At 54.1% G+C, this 15088-nt stretch carries 29 protein-coding genes; 1 reads left to right on the plus strand and 28 read right to left on the minus strand.

Annotated elements, in window-relative coordinates:
• Positions 1–195 precede the first annotated feature (195 nt).
• The 28 genes from rplQ to rpsJ all read right to left on the minus strand — a co-directional run bounded on the left by rplQ (position 196) and on the right by rpsJ (position 13818).
• Entirely contained in the window at positions 196–579 is a 384-nt protein-coding gene (gene rplQ / locus J9889_RS13765) for a 50S ribosomal protein L17 (RefSeq protein ID WP_005307999.1), read from the minus strand.
• Between the two features lie 43 nt (positions 580–622).
• Positions 623–1612, minus strand: a complete 990-nt coding sequence (gene rpoA, locus J9889_RS13770; RefSeq protein ID WP_005307997.1) for a DNA-directed RNA polymerase subunit alpha — start codon at positions 1610–1612, stop codon at positions 623–625.
• A 25-nt stretch (positions 1613–1637) separates the two neighbouring features.
• Positions 1638–2258 carry a 30S ribosomal protein S4 gene (gene rpsD, locus J9889_RS13775; RefSeq protein ID WP_010672568.1) on the minus strand — a complete coding sequence of 207 codons (621 nt, stop codon included), beginning with the start codon at positions 2256–2258 and terminating at the stop codon, positions 1638–1640.
• Between the two features lie 39 nt (positions 2259–2297).
• Positions 2298–2687 carry a 30S ribosomal protein S11 gene (gene rpsK / locus J9889_RS13780; protein WP_005319702.1) on the minus strand — a complete coding sequence of 130 codons (390 nt, stop codon included), beginning with the start codon at positions 2685–2687 and terminating at the stop codon, positions 2298–2300.
• A gap of 14 nt (positions 2688–2701) precedes the next feature.
• Positions 2702–3058 (minus strand): 30S ribosomal protein S13, encoded by a 357-nt coding sequence (gene rpsM, locus J9889_RS13785; protein WP_005307991.1) that lies wholly within the window; start codon positions 3056–3058, stop codon positions 2702–2704.
• A 139-nt stretch (positions 3059–3197) separates the two neighbouring features.
• On the minus strand, positions 3198–3311 hold the full coding sequence (gene rpmJ, locus J9889_RS13790) for a 50S ribosomal protein L36 (protein WP_005319705.1): 114 nt from the start codon (positions 3309–3311) through the stop codon (positions 3198–3200).
• Between the two features lie 27 nt (positions 3312–3338).
• Positions 3339–4667 carry a preprotein translocase subunit SecY gene (gene secY / locus J9889_RS13795; RefSeq protein WP_010672567.1) on the minus strand — a complete coding sequence of 443 codons (1329 nt, stop codon included), beginning with the start codon at positions 4665–4667 and terminating at the stop codon, positions 3339–3341.
• An 8-nt stretch (positions 4668–4675) separates the two neighbouring features.
• The gene (rplO, locus tag J9889_RS13800) at positions 4676–5113 is read right to left on the minus strand and encodes a 50S ribosomal protein L15 (RefSeq protein ID WP_005307987.1); all 438 of its coding nucleotides are present in this window, start codon (positions 5111–5113) and stop codon (positions 4676–4678) included.
• A gap of 2 nt (positions 5114–5115) precedes the next feature.
• Positions 5116–5295, minus strand: a complete 180-nt coding sequence (rpmD, locus tag J9889_RS13805; RefSeq protein WP_005307985.1) for a 50S ribosomal protein L30 — start codon at positions 5293–5295, stop codon at positions 5116–5118.
• Positions 5296–5301: 6 nt separating this feature from the next.
• Positions 5302–5802 carry a 30S ribosomal protein S5 gene (gene rpsE / locus J9889_RS13810; protein WP_005340605.1) on the minus strand — a complete coding sequence of 167 codons (501 nt, stop codon included), beginning with the start codon at positions 5800–5802 and terminating at the stop codon, positions 5302–5304.
• A gap of 14 nt (positions 5803–5816) precedes the next feature.
• Positions 5817–6170: a 50S ribosomal protein L18 gene (rplR, locus tag J9889_RS13815; protein ID WP_041212181.1), complete on the minus strand. Its 354-nt coding sequence runs from the start codon at positions 6168–6170 to the stop codon at positions 5817–5819.
• A 9-nt stretch (positions 6171–6179) separates the two neighbouring features.
• On the minus strand, positions 6180–6713 hold the full coding sequence (rplF, locus tag J9889_RS13820) for a 50S ribosomal protein L6 (protein WP_010672565.1): 534 nt from the start codon (positions 6711–6713) through the stop codon (positions 6180–6182).
• Between the two features lie 13 nt (positions 6714–6726).
• Positions 6727–7119: a 30S ribosomal protein S8 gene (rpsH, locus tag J9889_RS13825; RefSeq protein ID WP_010672564.1), complete on the minus strand. Its 393-nt coding sequence runs from the start codon at positions 7117–7119 to the stop codon at positions 6727–6729.
• Positions 7120–7138: 19 nt separating this feature from the next.
• Positions 7139–7444, minus strand: coding sequence for a 30S ribosomal protein S14 (gene rpsN, locus J9889_RS13830; RefSeq protein ID WP_005331161.1), 306 nt, complete (start codon positions 7442–7444; stop codon positions 7139–7141).
• 10 nt (positions 7445–7454) lie between these two features.
• On the minus strand, positions 7455–7994 hold the full coding sequence (gene rplE / locus J9889_RS13835) for a 50S ribosomal protein L5 (RefSeq protein ID WP_005331162.1): 540 nt from the start codon (positions 7992–7994) through the stop codon (positions 7455–7457).
• 13 nt (positions 7995–8007) lie between these two features.
• The gene (gene rplX, locus J9889_RS13840; protein WP_005307977.1) at positions 8008–8325 is read right to left on the minus strand and encodes a 50S ribosomal protein L24; all 318 of its coding nucleotides are present in this window, start codon (positions 8323–8325) and stop codon (positions 8008–8010) included.
• 11 nt (positions 8326–8336) lie between these two features.
• Entirely contained in the window at positions 8337–8705 is a 369-nt protein-coding gene (rplN, locus tag J9889_RS13845; RefSeq protein WP_005307975.1) for a 50S ribosomal protein L14, read from the minus strand.
• A gap of 148 nt (positions 8706–8853) precedes the next feature.
• On the minus strand, positions 8854–9102 hold the full coding sequence (gene rpsQ / locus J9889_RS13850) for a 30S ribosomal protein S17 (protein WP_005307966.1): 249 nt from the start codon (positions 9100–9102) through the stop codon (positions 8854–8856).
• Positions 9102–9293 carry a 50S ribosomal protein L29 gene (gene rpmC, locus J9889_RS13855; protein WP_005307965.1) on the minus strand — a complete coding sequence of 64 codons (192 nt, stop codon included), beginning with the start codon at positions 9291–9293 and terminating at the stop codon, positions 9102–9104. Before rpmC ends, rpsQ begins: the two co-directional genes overlap by 1 nt.
• Positions 9293–9706: a 50S ribosomal protein L16 gene (gene rplP / locus J9889_RS13860; protein WP_010672562.1), complete on the minus strand. Its 414-nt coding sequence runs from the start codon at positions 9704–9706 to the stop codon at positions 9293–9295. The genes rpmC and rplP overlap by 1 nt, the downstream gene beginning before the upstream one ends.
• Before the next feature lie 13 nt (positions 9707–9719).
• Positions 9720–10433, minus strand: a complete 714-nt coding sequence (gene rpsC, locus J9889_RS13865) for a 30S ribosomal protein S3 (protein ID WP_005331168.1) — start codon at positions 10431–10433, stop codon at positions 9720–9722.
• Between the two features lie 3 nt (positions 10434–10436).
• Entirely contained in the window at positions 10437–10781 is a 345-nt protein-coding gene (gene rplV, locus J9889_RS13870; RefSeq protein WP_010672561.1) for a 50S ribosomal protein L22, read from the minus strand.
• A gap of 10 nt (positions 10782–10791) precedes the next feature.
• The gene (gene rpsS / locus J9889_RS13875) at positions 10792–11070 is read right to left on the minus strand and encodes a 30S ribosomal protein S19 (protein WP_005307960.1); all 279 of its coding nucleotides are present in this window, start codon (positions 11068–11070) and stop codon (positions 10792–10794) included.
• Between the two features lie 22 nt (positions 11071–11092).
• On the minus strand, positions 11093–11914 hold the full coding sequence (gene rplB, locus J9889_RS13880; RefSeq protein ID WP_010672560.1) for a 50S ribosomal protein L2: 822 nt from the start codon (positions 11912–11914) through the stop codon (positions 11093–11095).
• Between the two features lie 15 nt (positions 11915–11929).
• On the minus strand, positions 11930–12229 hold the full coding sequence (rplW, locus tag J9889_RS13885; protein ID WP_342690021.1) for a 50S ribosomal protein L23: 300 nt from the start codon (positions 12227–12229) through the stop codon (positions 11930–11932).
• Positions 12229–12834, minus strand: coding sequence for a 50S ribosomal protein L4 (gene rplD / locus J9889_RS13890; RefSeq protein WP_005340616.1), 606 nt, complete (start codon positions 12832–12834; stop codon positions 12229–12231). The genes rplW and rplD overlap by 1 nt, the downstream gene beginning before the upstream one ends.
• A 17-nt stretch (positions 12835–12851) precedes the next feature.
• A complete protein-coding gene (gene rplC, locus J9889_RS13895) occupies positions 12852–13484 on the minus strand; it encodes a 50S ribosomal protein L3 (RefSeq protein WP_010672559.1) in 633 nt (210 codons plus the stop codon).
• A 22-nt stretch (positions 13485–13506) separates the two neighbouring features.
• The gene (gene rpsJ / locus J9889_RS13900) at positions 13507–13818 is read right to left on the minus strand and encodes a 30S ribosomal protein S10 (RefSeq protein ID WP_005307944.1); all 312 of its coding nucleotides are present in this window, start codon (positions 13816–13818) and stop codon (positions 13507–13509) included.
• Between the two features lie 355 nt (positions 13819–14173).
• Here rpsJ and J9889_RS13905 point away from each other — a divergent pair, with 355 nt between their 5' ends.
• Positions 14174–15088, plus strand: coding sequence for a DMT family transporter (locus tag J9889_RS13905; protein WP_041214072.1), 915 nt, complete (start codon positions 14174–14176; stop codon positions 15086–15088).

Genomic DNA, 15088 nt, shown 5'->3' on the forward strand with positions numbered 1-15088 from the left:
TAGAGGCAGTAGAGGCAGTAGAGGCAGTAGAGGCAGTAGAGGCAGTAGAGGCAGTAGAGGCAGTAGAGGCAGTAGAGGCAGTAGAGGCAGTAGAGGCAGTAGAGGCAGTAGAGGCAGTAGAGGCAGTAGAGGCAGTAGAGGCAGTATCAGAATCAACTAAAAGAAAAGCCGGGACAAGCCCGGCTTTTTCTTTTATCACTCAGCAGCTGCTTCAGCAGCGGCCGGGCGGTCTACCAGCTCAATGTAAGCCATAGGAGCGTTGTCGCCAGCACGGAAACCGCATTTCAGAATGCGAGTATAACCGCCGGCGCGCTCCAGGTAGCGCGGGCCCAGTTCATTGAACAGCTTAGCCACGATCGCGTTATCGCGAGTACGGGCAAATGCCAGGCGACGATTAGCAACGCTATCAGTCTTGGCAAGGGTGATCAGCGGTTCAACTACACGACGCAGCTCTTTTGCCTTAGGCAGAGTCGTCTTGATGATCTCATGACGAACCAGGGAGCTGGCCATGTTGCGGAACATAGCCTGACGATGGCTGCTGTTCCGGTTCAGTTGACGACCACTCAAACGATGGCGCATGACCTTATCCTTCTAACTAAATCTGTGAAACCCGTAATCTGGATTACTCGTCAGCGATGCTGGCGGGCGGCCAGTTCTCAAGGCGCATGCCAAGAGACAGACCACGGGAGGCCAACACGTCCTTGATCTCAGTCAGGGACTTCTTACCGAGGTTAGGAGTCTTAAGCAACTCAACTTCGGTACGCTGTACCAGATCACCAATATAGTGGATAGCTTCTGCCTTCAGACAGTTCGCTGAACGAACTGTCAGCTCCAAATCATCGACAGGACGCAGCAGAATCGGATCAAACTCGGGTTTCTCTTCTTTCTTCTCGGGCACGCTGACATCGCGCAGATCCACGAAGGCTTCCAGTTGCTCTGCCAGAATAGTGGCGGAACGACGGATGGCTTCTTCCGGATCCAGAGTACCATTGGTCTCCATGTCGATAACCAGCTTGTCCAAGTCGGTGCGCTGTTCCACACGTGCCGCCTCGACATTGTAGGCGATGCGAACGATGGGGCTGAACGCGGAGTCCAGCAGCAGGCGACCGATGGGACGCTCTTCATCATCGTTGTGAACACGAGCAGAAGCAGGCACATAACCACGACCGCGCTGAACTTTCAGGCGCATGCTGATCTCAGCATTTGCACCAGTCAGGTGGCAGATTACGTGCTCCGGGTTTACGATCTCGACTTCATCACCGTGAGTGATATCACCAGCGGTAACGGGGCCTGTTCCAGACTTGGTCAGGGACAGAGTTACCTCGTCCTTGCCTTCCAGCTTCACAGCGATACCTTTCAGGTTGAGCAGGATTTCAAGAATGTCTTCCTGTACACCTTCTTTGCTGCTGTACTCGTGCAGTACTCCGTCGATCTCGACTTCAGTAACCGCACAACCGGGCATAGATGACAGCAAAATACGACGCAGGGCATTGCCCAGCGTGTGGCCAAAGCCACGCTCAAGCGGCTCGAGAGTCACTTTCGCGTGAGTCGGGCTAACTTGCTCGATGTCAACTAGCCGCGGTTTAAGAAAATCTGTTACAGAACCCAGCATTGTGTCCTCTCTTTAGAAGCTAGCTTTACTTGGAGTAAAGCTCGACGATCAGCTGTTCGTTAATGTCGGCAGACAGGTCGGAACGCTCCGGCAGGCGCTTGAAGGCACCTTCCATCTTAGCAGCGTCAACCTCTACCCAAGTCGGCTTCTCGCGCTGACCAGCAACTTCCAGGGAAGCTTTGATACGCGCTTGCTTCTTAGCCTTCTCGCGAACGCAGATCACGTCCTCAGGGGATACCTGGAAAGAAGGAACATTCACAACGCGGCCGTTTACCATGATGGCTTTGTGGCTCACCAGCTGACGAGATTCAGCACGAGTGGCGCCGAAGCCCATGCGGTAGACGACGTTGTCCAGACGACCTTCCAGCAGCTGCAACAGGTTTTCACCGGTGTTACCCTTTTGACGGGCAGCGTCGCGGTAGTAGTTGCGGAACTGTTTTTCCAATACGCCGTAGATACGACGTACTTTTTGTTTCTCGCGCAGTTGCACACCGTAGTCGGACAGACGCGCTTTACGCGCACCGTGTTGACCAGGAACGGTGTCAATCTTGCACTTAGAATCAATCGCACGAACACCAGACTTCAGGAAGAGGTCGGTGCCCTCACGACGGCTAAGCTTAAGCTTAGGACCGATATATCTTGCCATCTTCTTTCTCCAACAATCCTAGACCAAGTAGCTACAGCGTTACACGCGGCGCTTCTTGGGAGGACGACAACCGTTGTGCGGGATCGGAGTCACATCAGTAATGTTAGTGATGCGGAAACCAGCCGCGTTCAGAGCGCGGATGGAAGACTCACGACCGGGACCCGGACCTTTGACCATGACTTCCAGGTTCTTCACGCCGTATTCTTTGGCGATCTCACCAGCACGCTCAGCAGCTACCTGGGCAGCAAACGGAGTGGACTTACGGGAACCACGGAAACCGGAACCACCAGAGGTAGCCCAAGACAGAGCATTGCCCTGACGGTCAGTAATGGTCACGATTGTGTTGTTGAAAGATGCATGAACGTGCGCAATACCGTCGCTCACTTGCTTTTTAACGCGCTTGCGAGCACGAGTCGGAGTTTTAGCCATTTTCTACCTTCCCGTTACTTCTTGATAGCCTTGCGCGGACCCTTACGGGTACGAGCGTTGGTCTTGGTACGTTGACCACGAACAGGCAGGCTACGACGGTGACGCAAACCACGGTAGCAACCCAGATCCATCAATCGCTTGATGTTCATGGAAATCTGACGACGCAGGTCACCTTCAACGGTGAATTTACCTACTTGTTCACGCAGACTCTCGATCTGAGCTTCGTCCAGGTCTTTAATTTTCACATTCTCAGCGATACCGGCTGCGGCACAGATGGCCTTGGAGCGGGTACGACCGACGCCATAAATAGCAGTCAACGCAATGACTGCATGTTTATGGTCAGGAATGTTAATGCCAGCGATACGGGCCACTATTCACTCCTACATATAGTAGATAACGACCACCACAAAGCCCGTGAGCGGATACGTGGCGGTCAACCAATACACAACAAAAGTTGGCTGGCTATATTAGCCAGCACAACTATTTGTTGCAAGTACTAACCGTAAAAAATTAGCCTTGGCGCTGTTTATGCTTTGGCTCGCTGCAAATCACACGCACCACACCGTGACGCTTGATGATTTTGCAGTTACGGCAGATTGCCTTAACGGAAGCACGAACTTTCATTGCTTAACTCCGTAACTACGCCGACCTTTAGCGGCCGTAGCCCTTCAGGTTGGCCTTCCTCAGGACGTCGCCATATTGATGAGACATCATATGGGTCTGAACCTGAGCCATGAAGTCCATGATAACTACCACGATAATCAGCAGCGAGGTGCCACCGAAGTAGAACTGTACGTTCCAGGCAGTCATCAGGAACTGGGGTACCAGACAGATAAAGGTAATATAGAGCGCACCTGCCAATGTCAGGCGAGTCATAACCTTATCGATGTAACGTGCTGTCTGCTCGCCCGGGCGGATCCCCGGGATAAAGGCTCCACTCTTCTTCAGGTTATCTGCTGTCTCGCGGGGGTTGAACACCAGCGCGGTATAGAAGAAGCAGAAGAAGATAATGGCTGCTGCATAGAGCATCTCGTACAAGGGCTGACCCGGCTGCAGGACCATAGAGACCTGTTGCAGGATGTCAGCGATCTTGCCCTCGCCCTGACCAAACCAGGAGGTAATGGTACCCGGGAAGAGGATGATGCTGGATGCGAAAATCGCAGGAATCACACCGGCCATATTCACTTTCAACGGCAGGTGTGTGCTTTGCGCAGCGAATACCTGGCGGCCTTGTTGACGCTTGGCATAGTTAACGACGATACGACGCTGACCACGCTCAACGAACACCACAAAGTAAGTCACAGCGAAAACAATCAAGCCCAGCAACAACAACAGCAGGATGTGCAATTCCCCTTGACGTGCCTGTTCGGCCGTAGCGCCAATGGCATGAGGCAGACCGGCGACGATACCTGTGAAGATAATCAACGAGATACCATTACCGATCCCACGCTCGGTAATCTGTTCACCCAACCACATCAAGAACATGGTACCGGTGACCAGACTCACAACGGCTGTGAAATAGAAGCCCAAACCCGGATGAGTCACGAGTCCTTGCATCATATTCGGCAGACCGGTTGCAATACCAATGGCCTGGAACGTTCCCAAAACCAGCGTGCCCCAACGGGTATATTGGCTAATCTTGCGACGGCCGGATTCACCCTCTTTCTTGAGTTCAGCAAGAGCAGGATGAACCACAGTCAGCAACTGGATAATGATCGACGCCGAAATGTACGGCATGATCCCCAGTGCAAGAATAGAAGCACGCGAGAGTGCACCACCACTGAACATGTTGAACATCTCAATGATGGTGCCCTTCTGTTGTTGGAACAACTCGGCCAGTACGGCGGCGTCAATACCAGGGATCGGCACATAAGAGCCTGCACGGAACACGATAATTGCCCCGAGAACGAAAAGCAGACGGCTCTTCAGTTCGCTCAGACCACCTTGTGCTTTAACATCCAATCCTGGTTTCTTAGCCATTGTACTGATTATTCCTCGATTTTACCGCCAGCGGCCTCGATGGCTGCACGTGCACCCTTGGTGACGGACAGACCACGAACGGTCACAGCACGGTCAATGTTGCCAGACAGAACAACTTTAGCGAACACGATGTTTTTGGTAATAACACCGGCTTGCTTCAGAGTGCTCACGTCGACCACATCACCTTCTACCAGGGCGATTTCGTTCAGGCGCACTTCGGCAGAAACCAAAGATTTGCGAGAGAAGAAACCGAACTTCGGCAGACGGATTTTCAAAGGCATCTGGCCGCCTTCGAAACCGTTGCGGACCTTGCCGCCACCGGAACGAGAGGTTTGACCTTTAACACCACGACCACCGGTCTTGCCCAGACCAGAACCGATACCACGGCCCGGACGGTGCTTGACGCGCTTGGAGCCAGCGGCCGGAGACAGAGTATTCAGACGCATGCTTAGCCCTCCACCTTAACCATGTAATAAACCTGGTTGATCATGCCGCGTACGCAGGGAGTATCTTCCAGCTCAACGGTGTGACCAATGCGACGCAGACCCAGACCACGCAGAGTCGCCTTGTGCTTTGGCAGACGGCCGATAGAGCTGCGAGTTTGAGTTACTTTTACAGTGTTAGCCATGTCGCATTACCCCAGAATTTCTTCAACGCGCAGACCACGCTTGGCCGCGATCTGTTCCGGTGATTGACCGTGAACCAGAGCGTCGACAGTTGCGCGAACAACGTTGATTGGGTTGGTGGAACCGTAGGTCTTGGCCAGCACGTTGTGGATACCAGCAACTTCCAGTACGGCACGCATGGCGCCGCCTGCAATGATACCAGTACCTTGGGAGGCCGGCTTCATGAACACGGTGGAACCAGAGTGAACGCCACGCACCGGGTGATGCAGGGTGCCGTTGTTCAGCTCAACCTTGTTCAGGTTACGCTTAGCCTGTTCCATCGCCTTTTGAATGGCGGCCGGAACTTCACGGGCCTTACCGTAACCGTAACCTACACGGCCGTTACCATCACCCACCACGGTCAACGCGGTGAAGGACATGATACGACCACCTTTAACAGTTTTCGAAACACGGTTTACTGCAATGAGCTTTTCTTGCAGTTCGCCGGCTTGAGATTCGACTTTAGCCATCTTCGACTCCTAGCTTAGAACTGAAGACCAGCGTCACGAGCAGCGGTAGCCAGAGCGGCTACACGACCGTGATACTTGAAACCGGAACGATCGAAAGATACGTTCTGAACGCCTTTGGCAATAGCACGCTCAGCGATAGCCTTACCTACAGCGGTAGCAGCATCTGCGTTACCGGTGTATTTCAGAGCTTCACTGATGGCTTTCTCTACTGTGGAAGCAGAGGCCAGAACTTCGGAACCGTTGGCTGCAATAACCTGCGCATAGATATGACGCGGGGTACGGTGAACAACCAGACGGGTAGCTCCCAGTTCCTGCATCTTTTTCCGAGCACGAGTAGCACGACGGAGACGAGCTGCTTTCTTGTCCATAGTGTTACCTTACTTCTTCTTAGCTTCTTTAGTACGCACTTGCTCGTTGGCATAGCGTACACCCTTGCCCTTGTAGGGCTCCGGAGCGCGGTAAGCACGGATATCGGCGGCGACTTGGCCAACCAGCTGCTTGTCCACACCACGCAGAACGATCTCGGTGGCGGACGGACATTCAGCGGTGACACCAGCCGGCAGCGCATGCTCTACCGGGTGAGAGAAGCCCAGTGCCAGCGCAACAGCATTGCCCTTGATGGAGGCTTTGTAACCTACACCAACCAGCTGCAGCTTGCGCTCGAAGCCTTGGGTAACACCGACTACCATGTTGTTGACCAATGCACGGGCAGTACCGGCCTGAGCGTCAGCACCAGCGATGCCGTCGCGCGGGGCGAACTTCAGTACATTGTCTTCTTTGGTCACTTCTACACCAGCGTGGATGGAACGAACCAGGGAACCCTTGCCACCTTTGATGGACAGTTCTTGGCCGTTCAGAGTCACCTCTACGCCAGCAGGAATAGTGACGGGTGCCTTAGCAACGCGAGACATTTCCGACCTCCTATTAAGCGACGTAGCAGATGATCTCACCACCCATGCTTGCCTTGCGGGCAGCACGGTCGGTCATCACACCTTTAGACGTGGACACGATAGCAACACCGAGACCGCCCATGACTTTCGGCAGATCAGTAGTGCGCTTGTAAATACGCAGGCCGGGACGGCTCACGCGTTGGATCAGTTCTACAACCGGCTTGCCCTGGAAATACTTCAGTTCGATTTCCAGTTCCGGTTTCACGTCACCAGCTACGTTGTAGCCAGCGATGTAACCTTCTTCTTTCAGCACTTTGGCGATAGCCACTTTCAGCTTGGAAGAAGGCATGGAAACCGCAACTTTGCTCGCCGCCTGACCGTTACGGATGCGGGTCAGCATATCCGCGATCGGATCTTGCATGCTCATAGTCTAACTCCCGAGATTCTTACCAAGAGGCCTTTTTGAGGCCCGGAATTTCGCCCTTCATGGCATGCTCACGCACCTTGATGCGAGAGAGGCCAAACTTCCGCAGGAAACCGTGCGGACGACCAGTGATGTTGCAACGGTTACGCTGGCGGGACGGACTGGAATCACGGGGCAGCTGTTGCAGTTGCAAGACAGCATCCCAACGCGCTTCTTCAGAAGCGTTCATATCAACGATGATAGCTTTCAGCTCGGTACGCTTGGTCGCGAACTTGGCTGCCAGCTTCGCACGCTTTGCTTCACGTGCTTTCATGGATGTTTTAGCCATAACCCTAACCTTACTTGCGGAATGGGAAGTTAAAGGCAGCCAGCAGAGCACGGCCTTCTTCGTCGGTATTCGCGGAAGTGGTGATGGTGATATCCAGACCACGGACGCGATCGACCTTGTCATAGTCGATTTCCGGGAAGATGATTTGCTCACGCACGCCCATGGAGTAGTTACCACGGCCATCGAACGCCTTGGCGTTCAGACCACGGAAGTCACGGATACGCGGTACGGAGATGCAAATCAGCCGTTCCAGGAACTCCCACATACGCTCGCCACGCAGGGTTACTTTACAACCTATCGGGTAGCCTTCACGAATCTTGAAGCCCGCAACAGATTTGCGTGCTTTGGTGATCAGCGGCTTCTGACCGGAAATGGCAGCCATATCGGCAGCAGCATTTTCCAGCAACTTCTTGTCAGAGATCGCTTCACCAACACCCATGTTCAGGGTGATTTTCTCGATCCGAGGGACTTGCATGATAGTCTTGTAACCGAACTGCTTGGACAGTTCATTTACTACATCGGATTTGTAGTAATCATGCAGTTTCGCCATCGTTAAACTCCAATTACTTCACAAGTTCGCCGGTGGATTTGAAGAAACGGACTTTCTTGCCGTCTTCAATCCGGAAACCAACGCGGTCAGCCTTGCCAGTGGCAGAGTTGAACAGCGCGACGTTAGATACATCGATGGGGGCTTCTTTGGTGACGATGCCGCCAGCCTGACCCAGTGCGGGTACCGGCTTTTGGTGTTTCTTCACCTGGTTGATGCCTTCCACGATTACCTTACCTTTTGCAATCAGGACTTGAGTGACTTTGCCACGCTTGCCCTTGTCTTTGCCGGTAAGAACAATTACTTCGTCTTCGCGACGGATTTTAGCTGCCATCGTTCGACTCCTTACAGTACTTCGGGTGCCAGGGACACAATCTTCATGAACTTCTCGTTACGGAGTTCACGGGTCACCGGGCCAAAAATACGAGTACCGATTGGCTGTTGGTTGTTGTTAAGCAACACAGCCGCATTGTTGTCGAAACGGATGACAGAGCCGTCCGGACGACGAACGCCTTTACGGGTGCGTACGACCACCGCGTTATACACATCACCTTTCTTCACTTTACCGCGAGGAATGGCTTCCTTGATGGAAACCTTGATGATGTCGCCGATGCCGGCATAACGGCGGTGCGAACCACCCAGAACCTTAATACACATTACACTGCGAGCGCCGGAGTTGTCGGCAACACCCAGCATACTTTGCATCTGGATCATCTTAGTGCTCCGCTTTGTTTACTTCTTATCCCTGATGGGATCTGGCTGCCTTCAAAAGGCGCGAAACTATAACACAGCTATTTTTGAAAAGGTAGCCTAAAAAACAAACGGCCCCGATGGGGGGCCGTTTGGGCTAAAAAGTACCGAATTAGGCCTTTTCTACGACAGCAACCAGGGTCCAGGACTTGGTCTTGGACAGCGGGCGGCACTCGCGGATTTCCACGAGATCGCCAGCCTTGCACTCGTTGTTCTCGTCATGCACGTGCAGCTTGGTAGTACGCTTGATGATCTTACCGTAGATCGGGTGCTTTACCTTGCGCTCGATAGCGACGGTGATGGACTTGTCCATCTTGTCGCTGATTACACGACCTTGCAGAGTACGGATCTTGTCAGTCATTACGCACCTGCCTTCTCAGTCAGTACAGTCTTGATACGTGCGACGTCACGACGCACTTGTTTCAGAGTGTGAGTCTGAGCCAGCTGGCCGGTGGAAGCTTGCATGCGCATGTTGAATTGCTCACGCAGCAGACCCAGCAGCTCCTGGTTCAGTTCTTCGACGCTCTTTTGACGCAGATCTTGGGCTTTCATCACATCACCGTCTTAATTACGAAAGTGGTCTGAACAGACAGCTTAGCTGCGGCCAGGGCAAACGCTTCACGCGCCAGAGCCTCAGGTACACCATCCATCTCGTACAGAACCTTGCCAGGCTGGATCGGGCAAACCCAGTATTCCACGTTACCCTTACCTTTACCCATACGAACTTCGAGGGGCTTTTCGGTGATGGGCTTGTCCGGGAACACACGGATCCAGATCTTGCCTTGACGCTTAACGTGACGGGTCATGGCACGACGGGCTGCTTCGATTTGACGAGCAGTCAGTTGACCACGAGATGTCGCCTTCAGGCCAAAGGTACCGAAGGATACTTCGTTACCGGCATTGGCCAGACCGCGGTTACGACCCTTGTGGGTCTTGCGGAATTTAGTACGCTTAGGTTGCAACATTTACCGAATCTCCTTACTTGGCAGCGCGGCGCTTGTTGTCACGCTTGGGCTTCGCAGGAGCTTGCTCTTGAGCAGCGGCAGCATTGACTGCAGCCAGACCGCCCAGAACTTCGCCCTTGAAGATCCAAACTTTAACGCCGATCACACCGTAAGTGGTGTGGGCTTCAGAAGTTGCGTAGTCGATGTCGGCGCGCAGGGTATGCAGGGGCACACGACCTTCACGGTACCATTCGGTACGCGCGATTTCAGCGCCGCCCAGACGGCCGGAAACTTCCACTTTGATGCCCTTGGCACCCAGGCGCATGGCGTTCTGTACGGCGCGCTTCATAGCACGACGGAACATTACGCGACGCTCCAGCTGGGAAGTGATGCTGTCGGCAACCAGTTTGCCATCCAGCTCCGGCTTGCGGACTTCGGAAATGTTGATCTGAGCAGGCACGCCAGCGATTGCGGCTACAGCTTTGCGCAGTTTTTCAACGTCTTCGCCTTTCTTGCCGATCACGACACCCGGACGAGCGGTGTGAATGGTCACACGGATGCTCTTGGCCGGACGCTCGATAGTGATCTTGGACAAGGAAGCGTTTTTCAGCTCCTTGGTCAGGAACTGGCGTACTTGGAAATCGCTGTACAGGTTGTCAGCGAAGTCTTTGGTGTTCGCGAACCAGGTAGAATTCCAAGGCTTGGTAATACCCAGGCGAATGCCATTAGGATGTACTTTCTGACCCATTGCTTATCTCCCAGCCTTAGCGTCGGATACCACTACAGTGATGTGAGCGGTACGCTTGAGGATACGATCCGCGCGACCTTTGGCACGCGGGCGGATGCGCTTCATGGAGGGACCTTCGTCTACCATGATGGTGGCAACACGCAGGGTGTCGATATCGGCACCTTCGTTGTGCTCAGCGTTGGCAATGGCAGATTCCAGCACTTTCTTCACCAGAACAGCAGCCTTTTTCGGGCTGAAGGTCAGGATGTTCAGAGCCTTGTCTACAGACAGACCACGTACTTGATCGGCTACCAGACGAGCTTTCTGGGCAGAAGTACGGGCATAACGGTGTTTAGCGATAGCTTCCATCATTTATCCCTTAGCGCTTCTTAGCCTTCTTATCAGCAGCATGGCCGCGATAAGTACGAGTCGGTGCGAATTCACCCAGTTTGTGACCGATCATTTCTTCGGTAACGAAAACCGGAACGTGCTGACGACCATTATGGACAGCGATGGTCAAACCGATCATGTTCGGGATGATCATTGAACGACGGGACCAGGTCTTAACCGGCTTTTTATCCCCGCTTTCCACCGCTTTCTCTACCTTCTTCAGCAAGTGCAGGTCGATAAATGGACCCTTCTTGAGAGAACGTGGCATGGTGATTCCTCTATGTTAACAATTACTTGTTACGACGACGTACGATATACTTGTCGGTACGCTTGTTCTTACGGGTCTTGAAGCCCTTAGCCTTCTGGCCCCATGGGGACACAGGCTGCATGCCCTTGTTACGACCCTCACCACCACCGTGCGGGTGATCAACCGGGTTCATCGCCATACCGCGAACGGTCGGACGAATACCACGCCAGCGGTTAGCACCGGCTTTACCCAGTTGACGCAGCATGTGCTCGGAGTTACCCACTTCACCGATGGTAGCGCGGCACTCGGCCAGAACTTTACGTACTTCGCCGGAACGCAGACGCAGAGTTACATAGTTACCTTCACGAGCCAGGATCTGGATGAAAGTACCAGCGGAACGAGCCAGCTGGGCACCTTTACCAGGCTTCATCTCTACGGCGTGAACGGTAGAACCGACCGGGATGTTGCGCATCGGCAGGGTGTTACCTACCTTGATGGCAGCATCAGCACCAGAGGCGATTGCATCACCAGCTTTCAGGCCTTTCGGAGCCAGGATGTAACGACGCTCACCGTCTGCATACAGCACCAGGGCGATGTTTGCGGTACGGTTAGGATCGTATTCCAGACGCTCAACTTTGGCCGGAATGCCGTCTTTGTCGCGCTTGAAGTCGATCAGACGGTAGTGTTGCTTGTGACCACCACCGATGTGACGAGTGGTGATACGACCGTTGTTGTTACGGCCACCGGACTTGCTTTTGCTGTCCAGCAGAGCGGCGAAGGGCTTGCCCTTGTACAGCTCTTGGTTGACGATCTTGACGACGTGGCGGCGGCCCGGAGAAGTAGGCTTGCACTTAACGATTGCCATTTTTCAGAACTCCTCTTACTCGGCTGCGCCCATGAAGTCGATGTCCTGACCAGCTTTCAGGGTCACATAAGCCTTTTTCCAATCGGAACGACGGCCTACGCGTGCACCTGCGCGCTTGGTCTTACCCTTCATGTTCAGGGTACGGACGGTCTCAACTTCGACCTCGAACAGTTTCGCAACTGCAGCTTTGACTTCCGCCTTGGTGGCATCAACAGCAACTTTGAACACGATAGTGTTCTGCTTTTCTGCGACCATGGTGCTCTTTTCAGAGATGTGCGGAGCCTTCAGAACTTTCAGCAGACGCTCTTCACGGATCATGCCAGCATCTCCTCGATTTGCTTAACTGCGTCAGCAGTCATCAGAACCTTGTCGAAAGCGATCAGGCTGACCGGGTCGATACCGGCAACGTCACGCACGTCAACTTTGTACAGGTTACGAGCAGCCAGGAACAGGTTCTCATCGACTTCAGCAGTCACGATCAGAACGTCAGTCAGTTCCATTTCTTTCAGCTTGGCGATCAGTTCTTTGGTCTTCGGCGCTTCGATGCCGAACTTCTCAACAACGATCAGGCGCTCTTGACGTACCAGCTCGGACAGGATGCTACGGATAGCGCCGCGGTACATCTTCTTGTTTACTTTCTGGCTGTGATCTTGCGGCTTAGCAGCAAAGGTCACACCACCGGAACGCCAGATGGGCGAACGGATGGAGCCAGCACGGGCACGACCAGTACCCTTCTGACGCCACGGCTTTTTGCCGCCACCAGACACTTCAGAGCGAGTCAGCTGCGCACGAGTACCCTGACGGGCACCAGCGGCATATGCAACGACAACCTGGTGAACCAGAGCTTCGTTGAATTCGCGCCCGAAGGTAGTCTCGGAAACTTCAAGAGCGCTCTTGGCGTCTTTCATTACCAATTCCATTACTATCTCCTCAGACGTTACGCTTTGACGGCAGGTTTAACGATCACGTTGCCGTTGGTTGCACCCGGTACTGCGCCTTTGATGAGCAGCAGGTTGCGTTCAGCGTCAACACGAACCAGTTCCAGGTTCTGAGTCGTTACACGCTCAGCACCCATGTGACCAGCCATCTTCTTGCCCTTGAATACACGGCCCGGGGTCTGGTTTTGACCGATGGAGCCAGGTACACGGTGGGACAGGGAGTTACCGTGGGTCATATCCTGGGTACGGAAGTTCCAGCGCTTAACAGTACCGGCAAAACCTTTACCCTTGGATGTGCCGGTAACGTCTACCAGCTTAACGTCAGCGAGAAGATCTACTTTCAGCTCGCTACCAACAGTGAAAGTTTCACCGTTGTTCAGGCGGAATTCCCACAGACCGCGACCGGCTTCTACACCAGCTTTGGCGAAGTGGCCAGCTTCCGGCTTGGTTACGCGGCTGGCTTTCTTGGCGCCAGTGGTAACCTGAATAGCGTTGTAGCCGTCGGTTTCTACAGATTTGACCTGAGTTACACGGTTAGCTTCAACTTCGATAACAGTCACCGGGATAGAAACGCCATCTTCAGTGAAGATGCGAGTCATACCCACTTTGCGACCTACAAGACCGATTGTCATTGTTATCAACCTCTTTCCGTAATTAACCCAGGCTGATCTGGACGTCTACACCAGCTGCCAGATCCAGACGCATCAGAGCGTCAACGGTCTTATCAGTCGGTTCAACGATGTCTACCAGACGCTTGTGAGTGCGGATCTCGTACTGATCACGCGCGTCTTTGTTGACGTGCGGGGAGATCAGAACGGTGAAACGCTCTTTGCGAGTCGGCAGCGGGATAGGACCGCGAACCTGCGCGCCAGTGCGCTTAGCAGTTTCAACGATTTCCGCAGTGGATTGATCGATCAGGCGATGATCAAAAGCCTTCAGGCGGATACGGATTCTTTGGTTCTGCATTGACAGAGCTCCAATAGATAAAAGAACATAAATCAACACCGCCCGACCTGGATTACTCCCGCCAGAGGTGTGATTTTTCACGTTTCCTCCCATATCGGGAGGACTGTATGGCTGGCAACTCGTAAACGGGAAGCTCAGCAAGCAGACATATCGTCTGGCTGCCTCATGGGCAAGCGGAGAGGATTATACGGATTTTTTCCACTCACGCAAGTGAAGGCGGACAGATTGTGCGCAATTTTATGTGACAGATGGATCTCGCCAACCGCTGGGCAAGCCCTTGCCTGGCAGGGGTAACGACAATGTTGCAAACAGGCTGATAGACTGCGCCCTCGTCCCTGTCTGCGGAACCCATCCCATGCTCAAGAATCAGAAGAAAGCCTACCAGTACGGGCTCTGTGCCGTCGCCCTCTGGTCCACGGTGGCCAGCGCCTTCAAGATCTCCCTCGCCTACTTTGAACCGGTACAGCTGCTGCTGGTCGCGGCCTGCACCTCGACCCTGACCCTGGGGTGCATTGTGGCCTGTCAGGGCAAACTGCCACTACTGCTCGACTACATCAAGAGTCGCCCCCTCTACTACCTCGCTCTCGGGGTCCTGAACCCCTTTCTCTATTACCTGCTGCTGTTCAAGGCATATGATCTGCTGCCCGCCCAGCAGGCACAGACTCTCAACTACACCTGGGCCATCACCCTCAGCCTGCTGGCCGTTCCCTTCCTCGGTCAAAAGCTGCGCCGCCGCGATGGCGTCGCCATCGTGCTCGGCTATTTCGGCGCCCTGGTGATCGCCACCAGGGGGGACGTGTTCGGTCTGCAGTTCGACAGCCCCCTCGGCGTCACGCTGGCGCTGGTGTCGACCCTGATCTGGGCCGGTTACTGGATCCTCAACACCCGCAATCAGGGGGACCCCGTCGTCAGCCTGCTGCTCGGCTTCCTCATCAGCCTGCCCTTCATCATCGTGGCGACCTGGTTGCTCTCGGACTTTGCCATGACCGCCTGGCAGGGATGGGCTGGCGCCATCTATGTGGGGCTGTTCGAGATGGGTTTCGGTTTCGTGCTCTGGCTGATGGCCCTGCGCCACGCCACCAACACGGCCCCCATCAGCAACCTCATCTTCATCTCGCCGTTTGCCTCTTTGGTGCTGCTCAACCTGTTGATCGGCGAAACCATTCACCCGGCAACCCCCATCGGGCTGGTTCTCATCGTCGCCGCCCTGCTTATCCAGCAACTCAAATATGGCAAGCGCTACCGCAAGGTGAGCGACCCCCACCCCTGA

This window comes from Aeromonas sp. PrichA-15 (assembly GCF_017939245.1).
GTDB lineage: Bacteria > Pseudomonadota > Gammaproteobacteria > Enterobacterales > Aeromonadaceae > Aeromonas > Aeromonas caviae.

Coding starts and splice junctions, on each gene's coding strand:
- rpsJ (WP_005307944.1), bottom strand. CDS start 13,818: ATGCAGAACCAAAGAATCCGTATCCGCCTGAAGGCTTTTGATCATCGC.
- rpmC (WP_005307965.1), bottom strand. CDS start 9,293: ATGAAAGCCCAAGATCTGCGTCAAAAGAGCGTCGAAGAACTGAACCAG.
- rplR (WP_041212181.1), bottom strand. CDS start 6,170: ATGGACAAGAAAGCAGCTCGTCTCCGTCGTGCTACTCGTGCTCGGAAA.
- rplP (WP_010672562.1), bottom strand. CDS start 9,706: ATGTTGCAACCTAAGCGTACTAAATTCCGCAAGACCCACAAGGGTCGT.
- rplO (WP_005307987.1), bottom strand. CDS start 5,113: ATGCGTCTGAATACTCTGTCTCCGGCCGCTGGCTCCAAGCGCGTCAAG.
- rplX (WP_005307977.1), bottom strand. CDS start 8,325: ATGGCAGCTAAAATCCGTCGCGAAGACGAAGTAATTGTTCTTACCGGC.
- rplD (WP_005340616.1), bottom strand. CDS start 12,834: ATGGAATTGGTAATGAAAGACGCCAAGAGCGCTCTTGAAGTTTCCGAG.
- rpmD (WP_005307985.1), bottom strand. CDS start 5,295: ATGGCTAACACTGTAAAAGTAACTCAAACTCGCAGCTCTATCGGCCGT.
- rplE (WP_005331162.1), bottom strand. CDS start 7,994: ATGGCGAAACTGCATGATTACTACAAATCCGATGTAGTAAATGAACTG.
- rplV (WP_010672561.1), bottom strand. CDS start 10,781: ATGGAAGCTATCGCTAAACACCGTTATGCCCGTACTTCTGCCCAGAAA.
- rpsQ (WP_005307966.1), bottom strand. CDS start 9,102: ATGACTGACAAGATCCGTACTCTGCAAGGTCGTGTAATCAGCGACAAG.
- rplN (WP_005307975.1), bottom strand. CDS start 8,705: ATGATCCAGATGCAAAGTATGCTGGGTGTTGCCGACAACTCCGGCGCT.
- secY (WP_010672567.1), bottom strand. CDS start 4,667: ATGGCTAAGAAACCAGGATTGGATGTTAAAGCACAAGGTGGTCTGAGC.
- rpsE (WP_005340605.1), bottom strand. CDS start 5,802: ATGGCTAAAGTCGAATCTCAAGCCGGCGAACTGCAAGAAAAGCTCATT.
- rpsN (WP_005331161.1), bottom strand. CDS start 7,444: ATGGCTAAAACATCCATGAAAGCACGTGAAGCAAAGCGTGCGAAGCTG.
- rplF (WP_010672565.1), bottom strand. CDS start 6,713: ATGTCTCGCGTTGCTAAGGCACCCGTCACTATTCCTGCTGGCGTAGAG.
- rplC (WP_010672559.1), bottom strand. CDS start 13,484: ATGACAATCGGTCTTGTAGGTCGCAAAGTGGGTATGACTCGCATCTTC.
- rpsS (WP_005307960.1), bottom strand. CDS start 11,070: ATGCCACGTTCTCTCAAGAAGGGTCCATTTATCGACCTGCACTTGCTG.
- rpsK (WP_005319702.1), bottom strand. CDS start 2,687: ATGGCTAAAACTCCGACTCGTGCTCGCAAGCGCGTTAAAAAGCAAGTG.
- J9889_RS13905 (WP_041214072.1), top strand. CDS start 14,174: ATGCTCAAGAATCAGAAGAAAGCCTACCAGTACGGGCTCTGTGCCGTC.
- rpsH (WP_010672564.1), bottom strand. CDS start 7,119: ATGAGCATGCAAGATCCGATCGCGGATATGCTGACCCGCATCCGTAAC.
- rpsD (WP_010672568.1), bottom strand. CDS start 2,258: ATGGCAAGATATATCGGTCCTAAGCTTAAGCTTAGCCGTCGTGAGGGC.
- rpmJ (WP_005319705.1), bottom strand. CDS start 3,311: ATGAAAGTTCGTGCTTCCGTTAAGGCAATCTGCCGTAACTGCAAAATC.
- rplB (WP_010672560.1), bottom strand. CDS start 11,914: ATGGCAATCGTTAAGTGCAAGCCTACTTCTCCGGGCCGCCGCCACGTC.
- rplQ (WP_005307999.1), bottom strand. CDS start 579: ATGCGCCATCGTTTGAGTGGTCGTCAACTGAACCGGAACAGCAGCCAT.
- rpsC (WP_005331168.1), bottom strand. CDS start 10,433: ATGGGTCAGAAAGTACATCCTAATGGCATTCGCCTGGGTATTACCAAG.
- rpoA (WP_005307997.1), bottom strand. CDS start 1,612: ATGCTGGGTTCTGTAACAGATTTTCTTAAACCGCGGCTAGTTGACATC.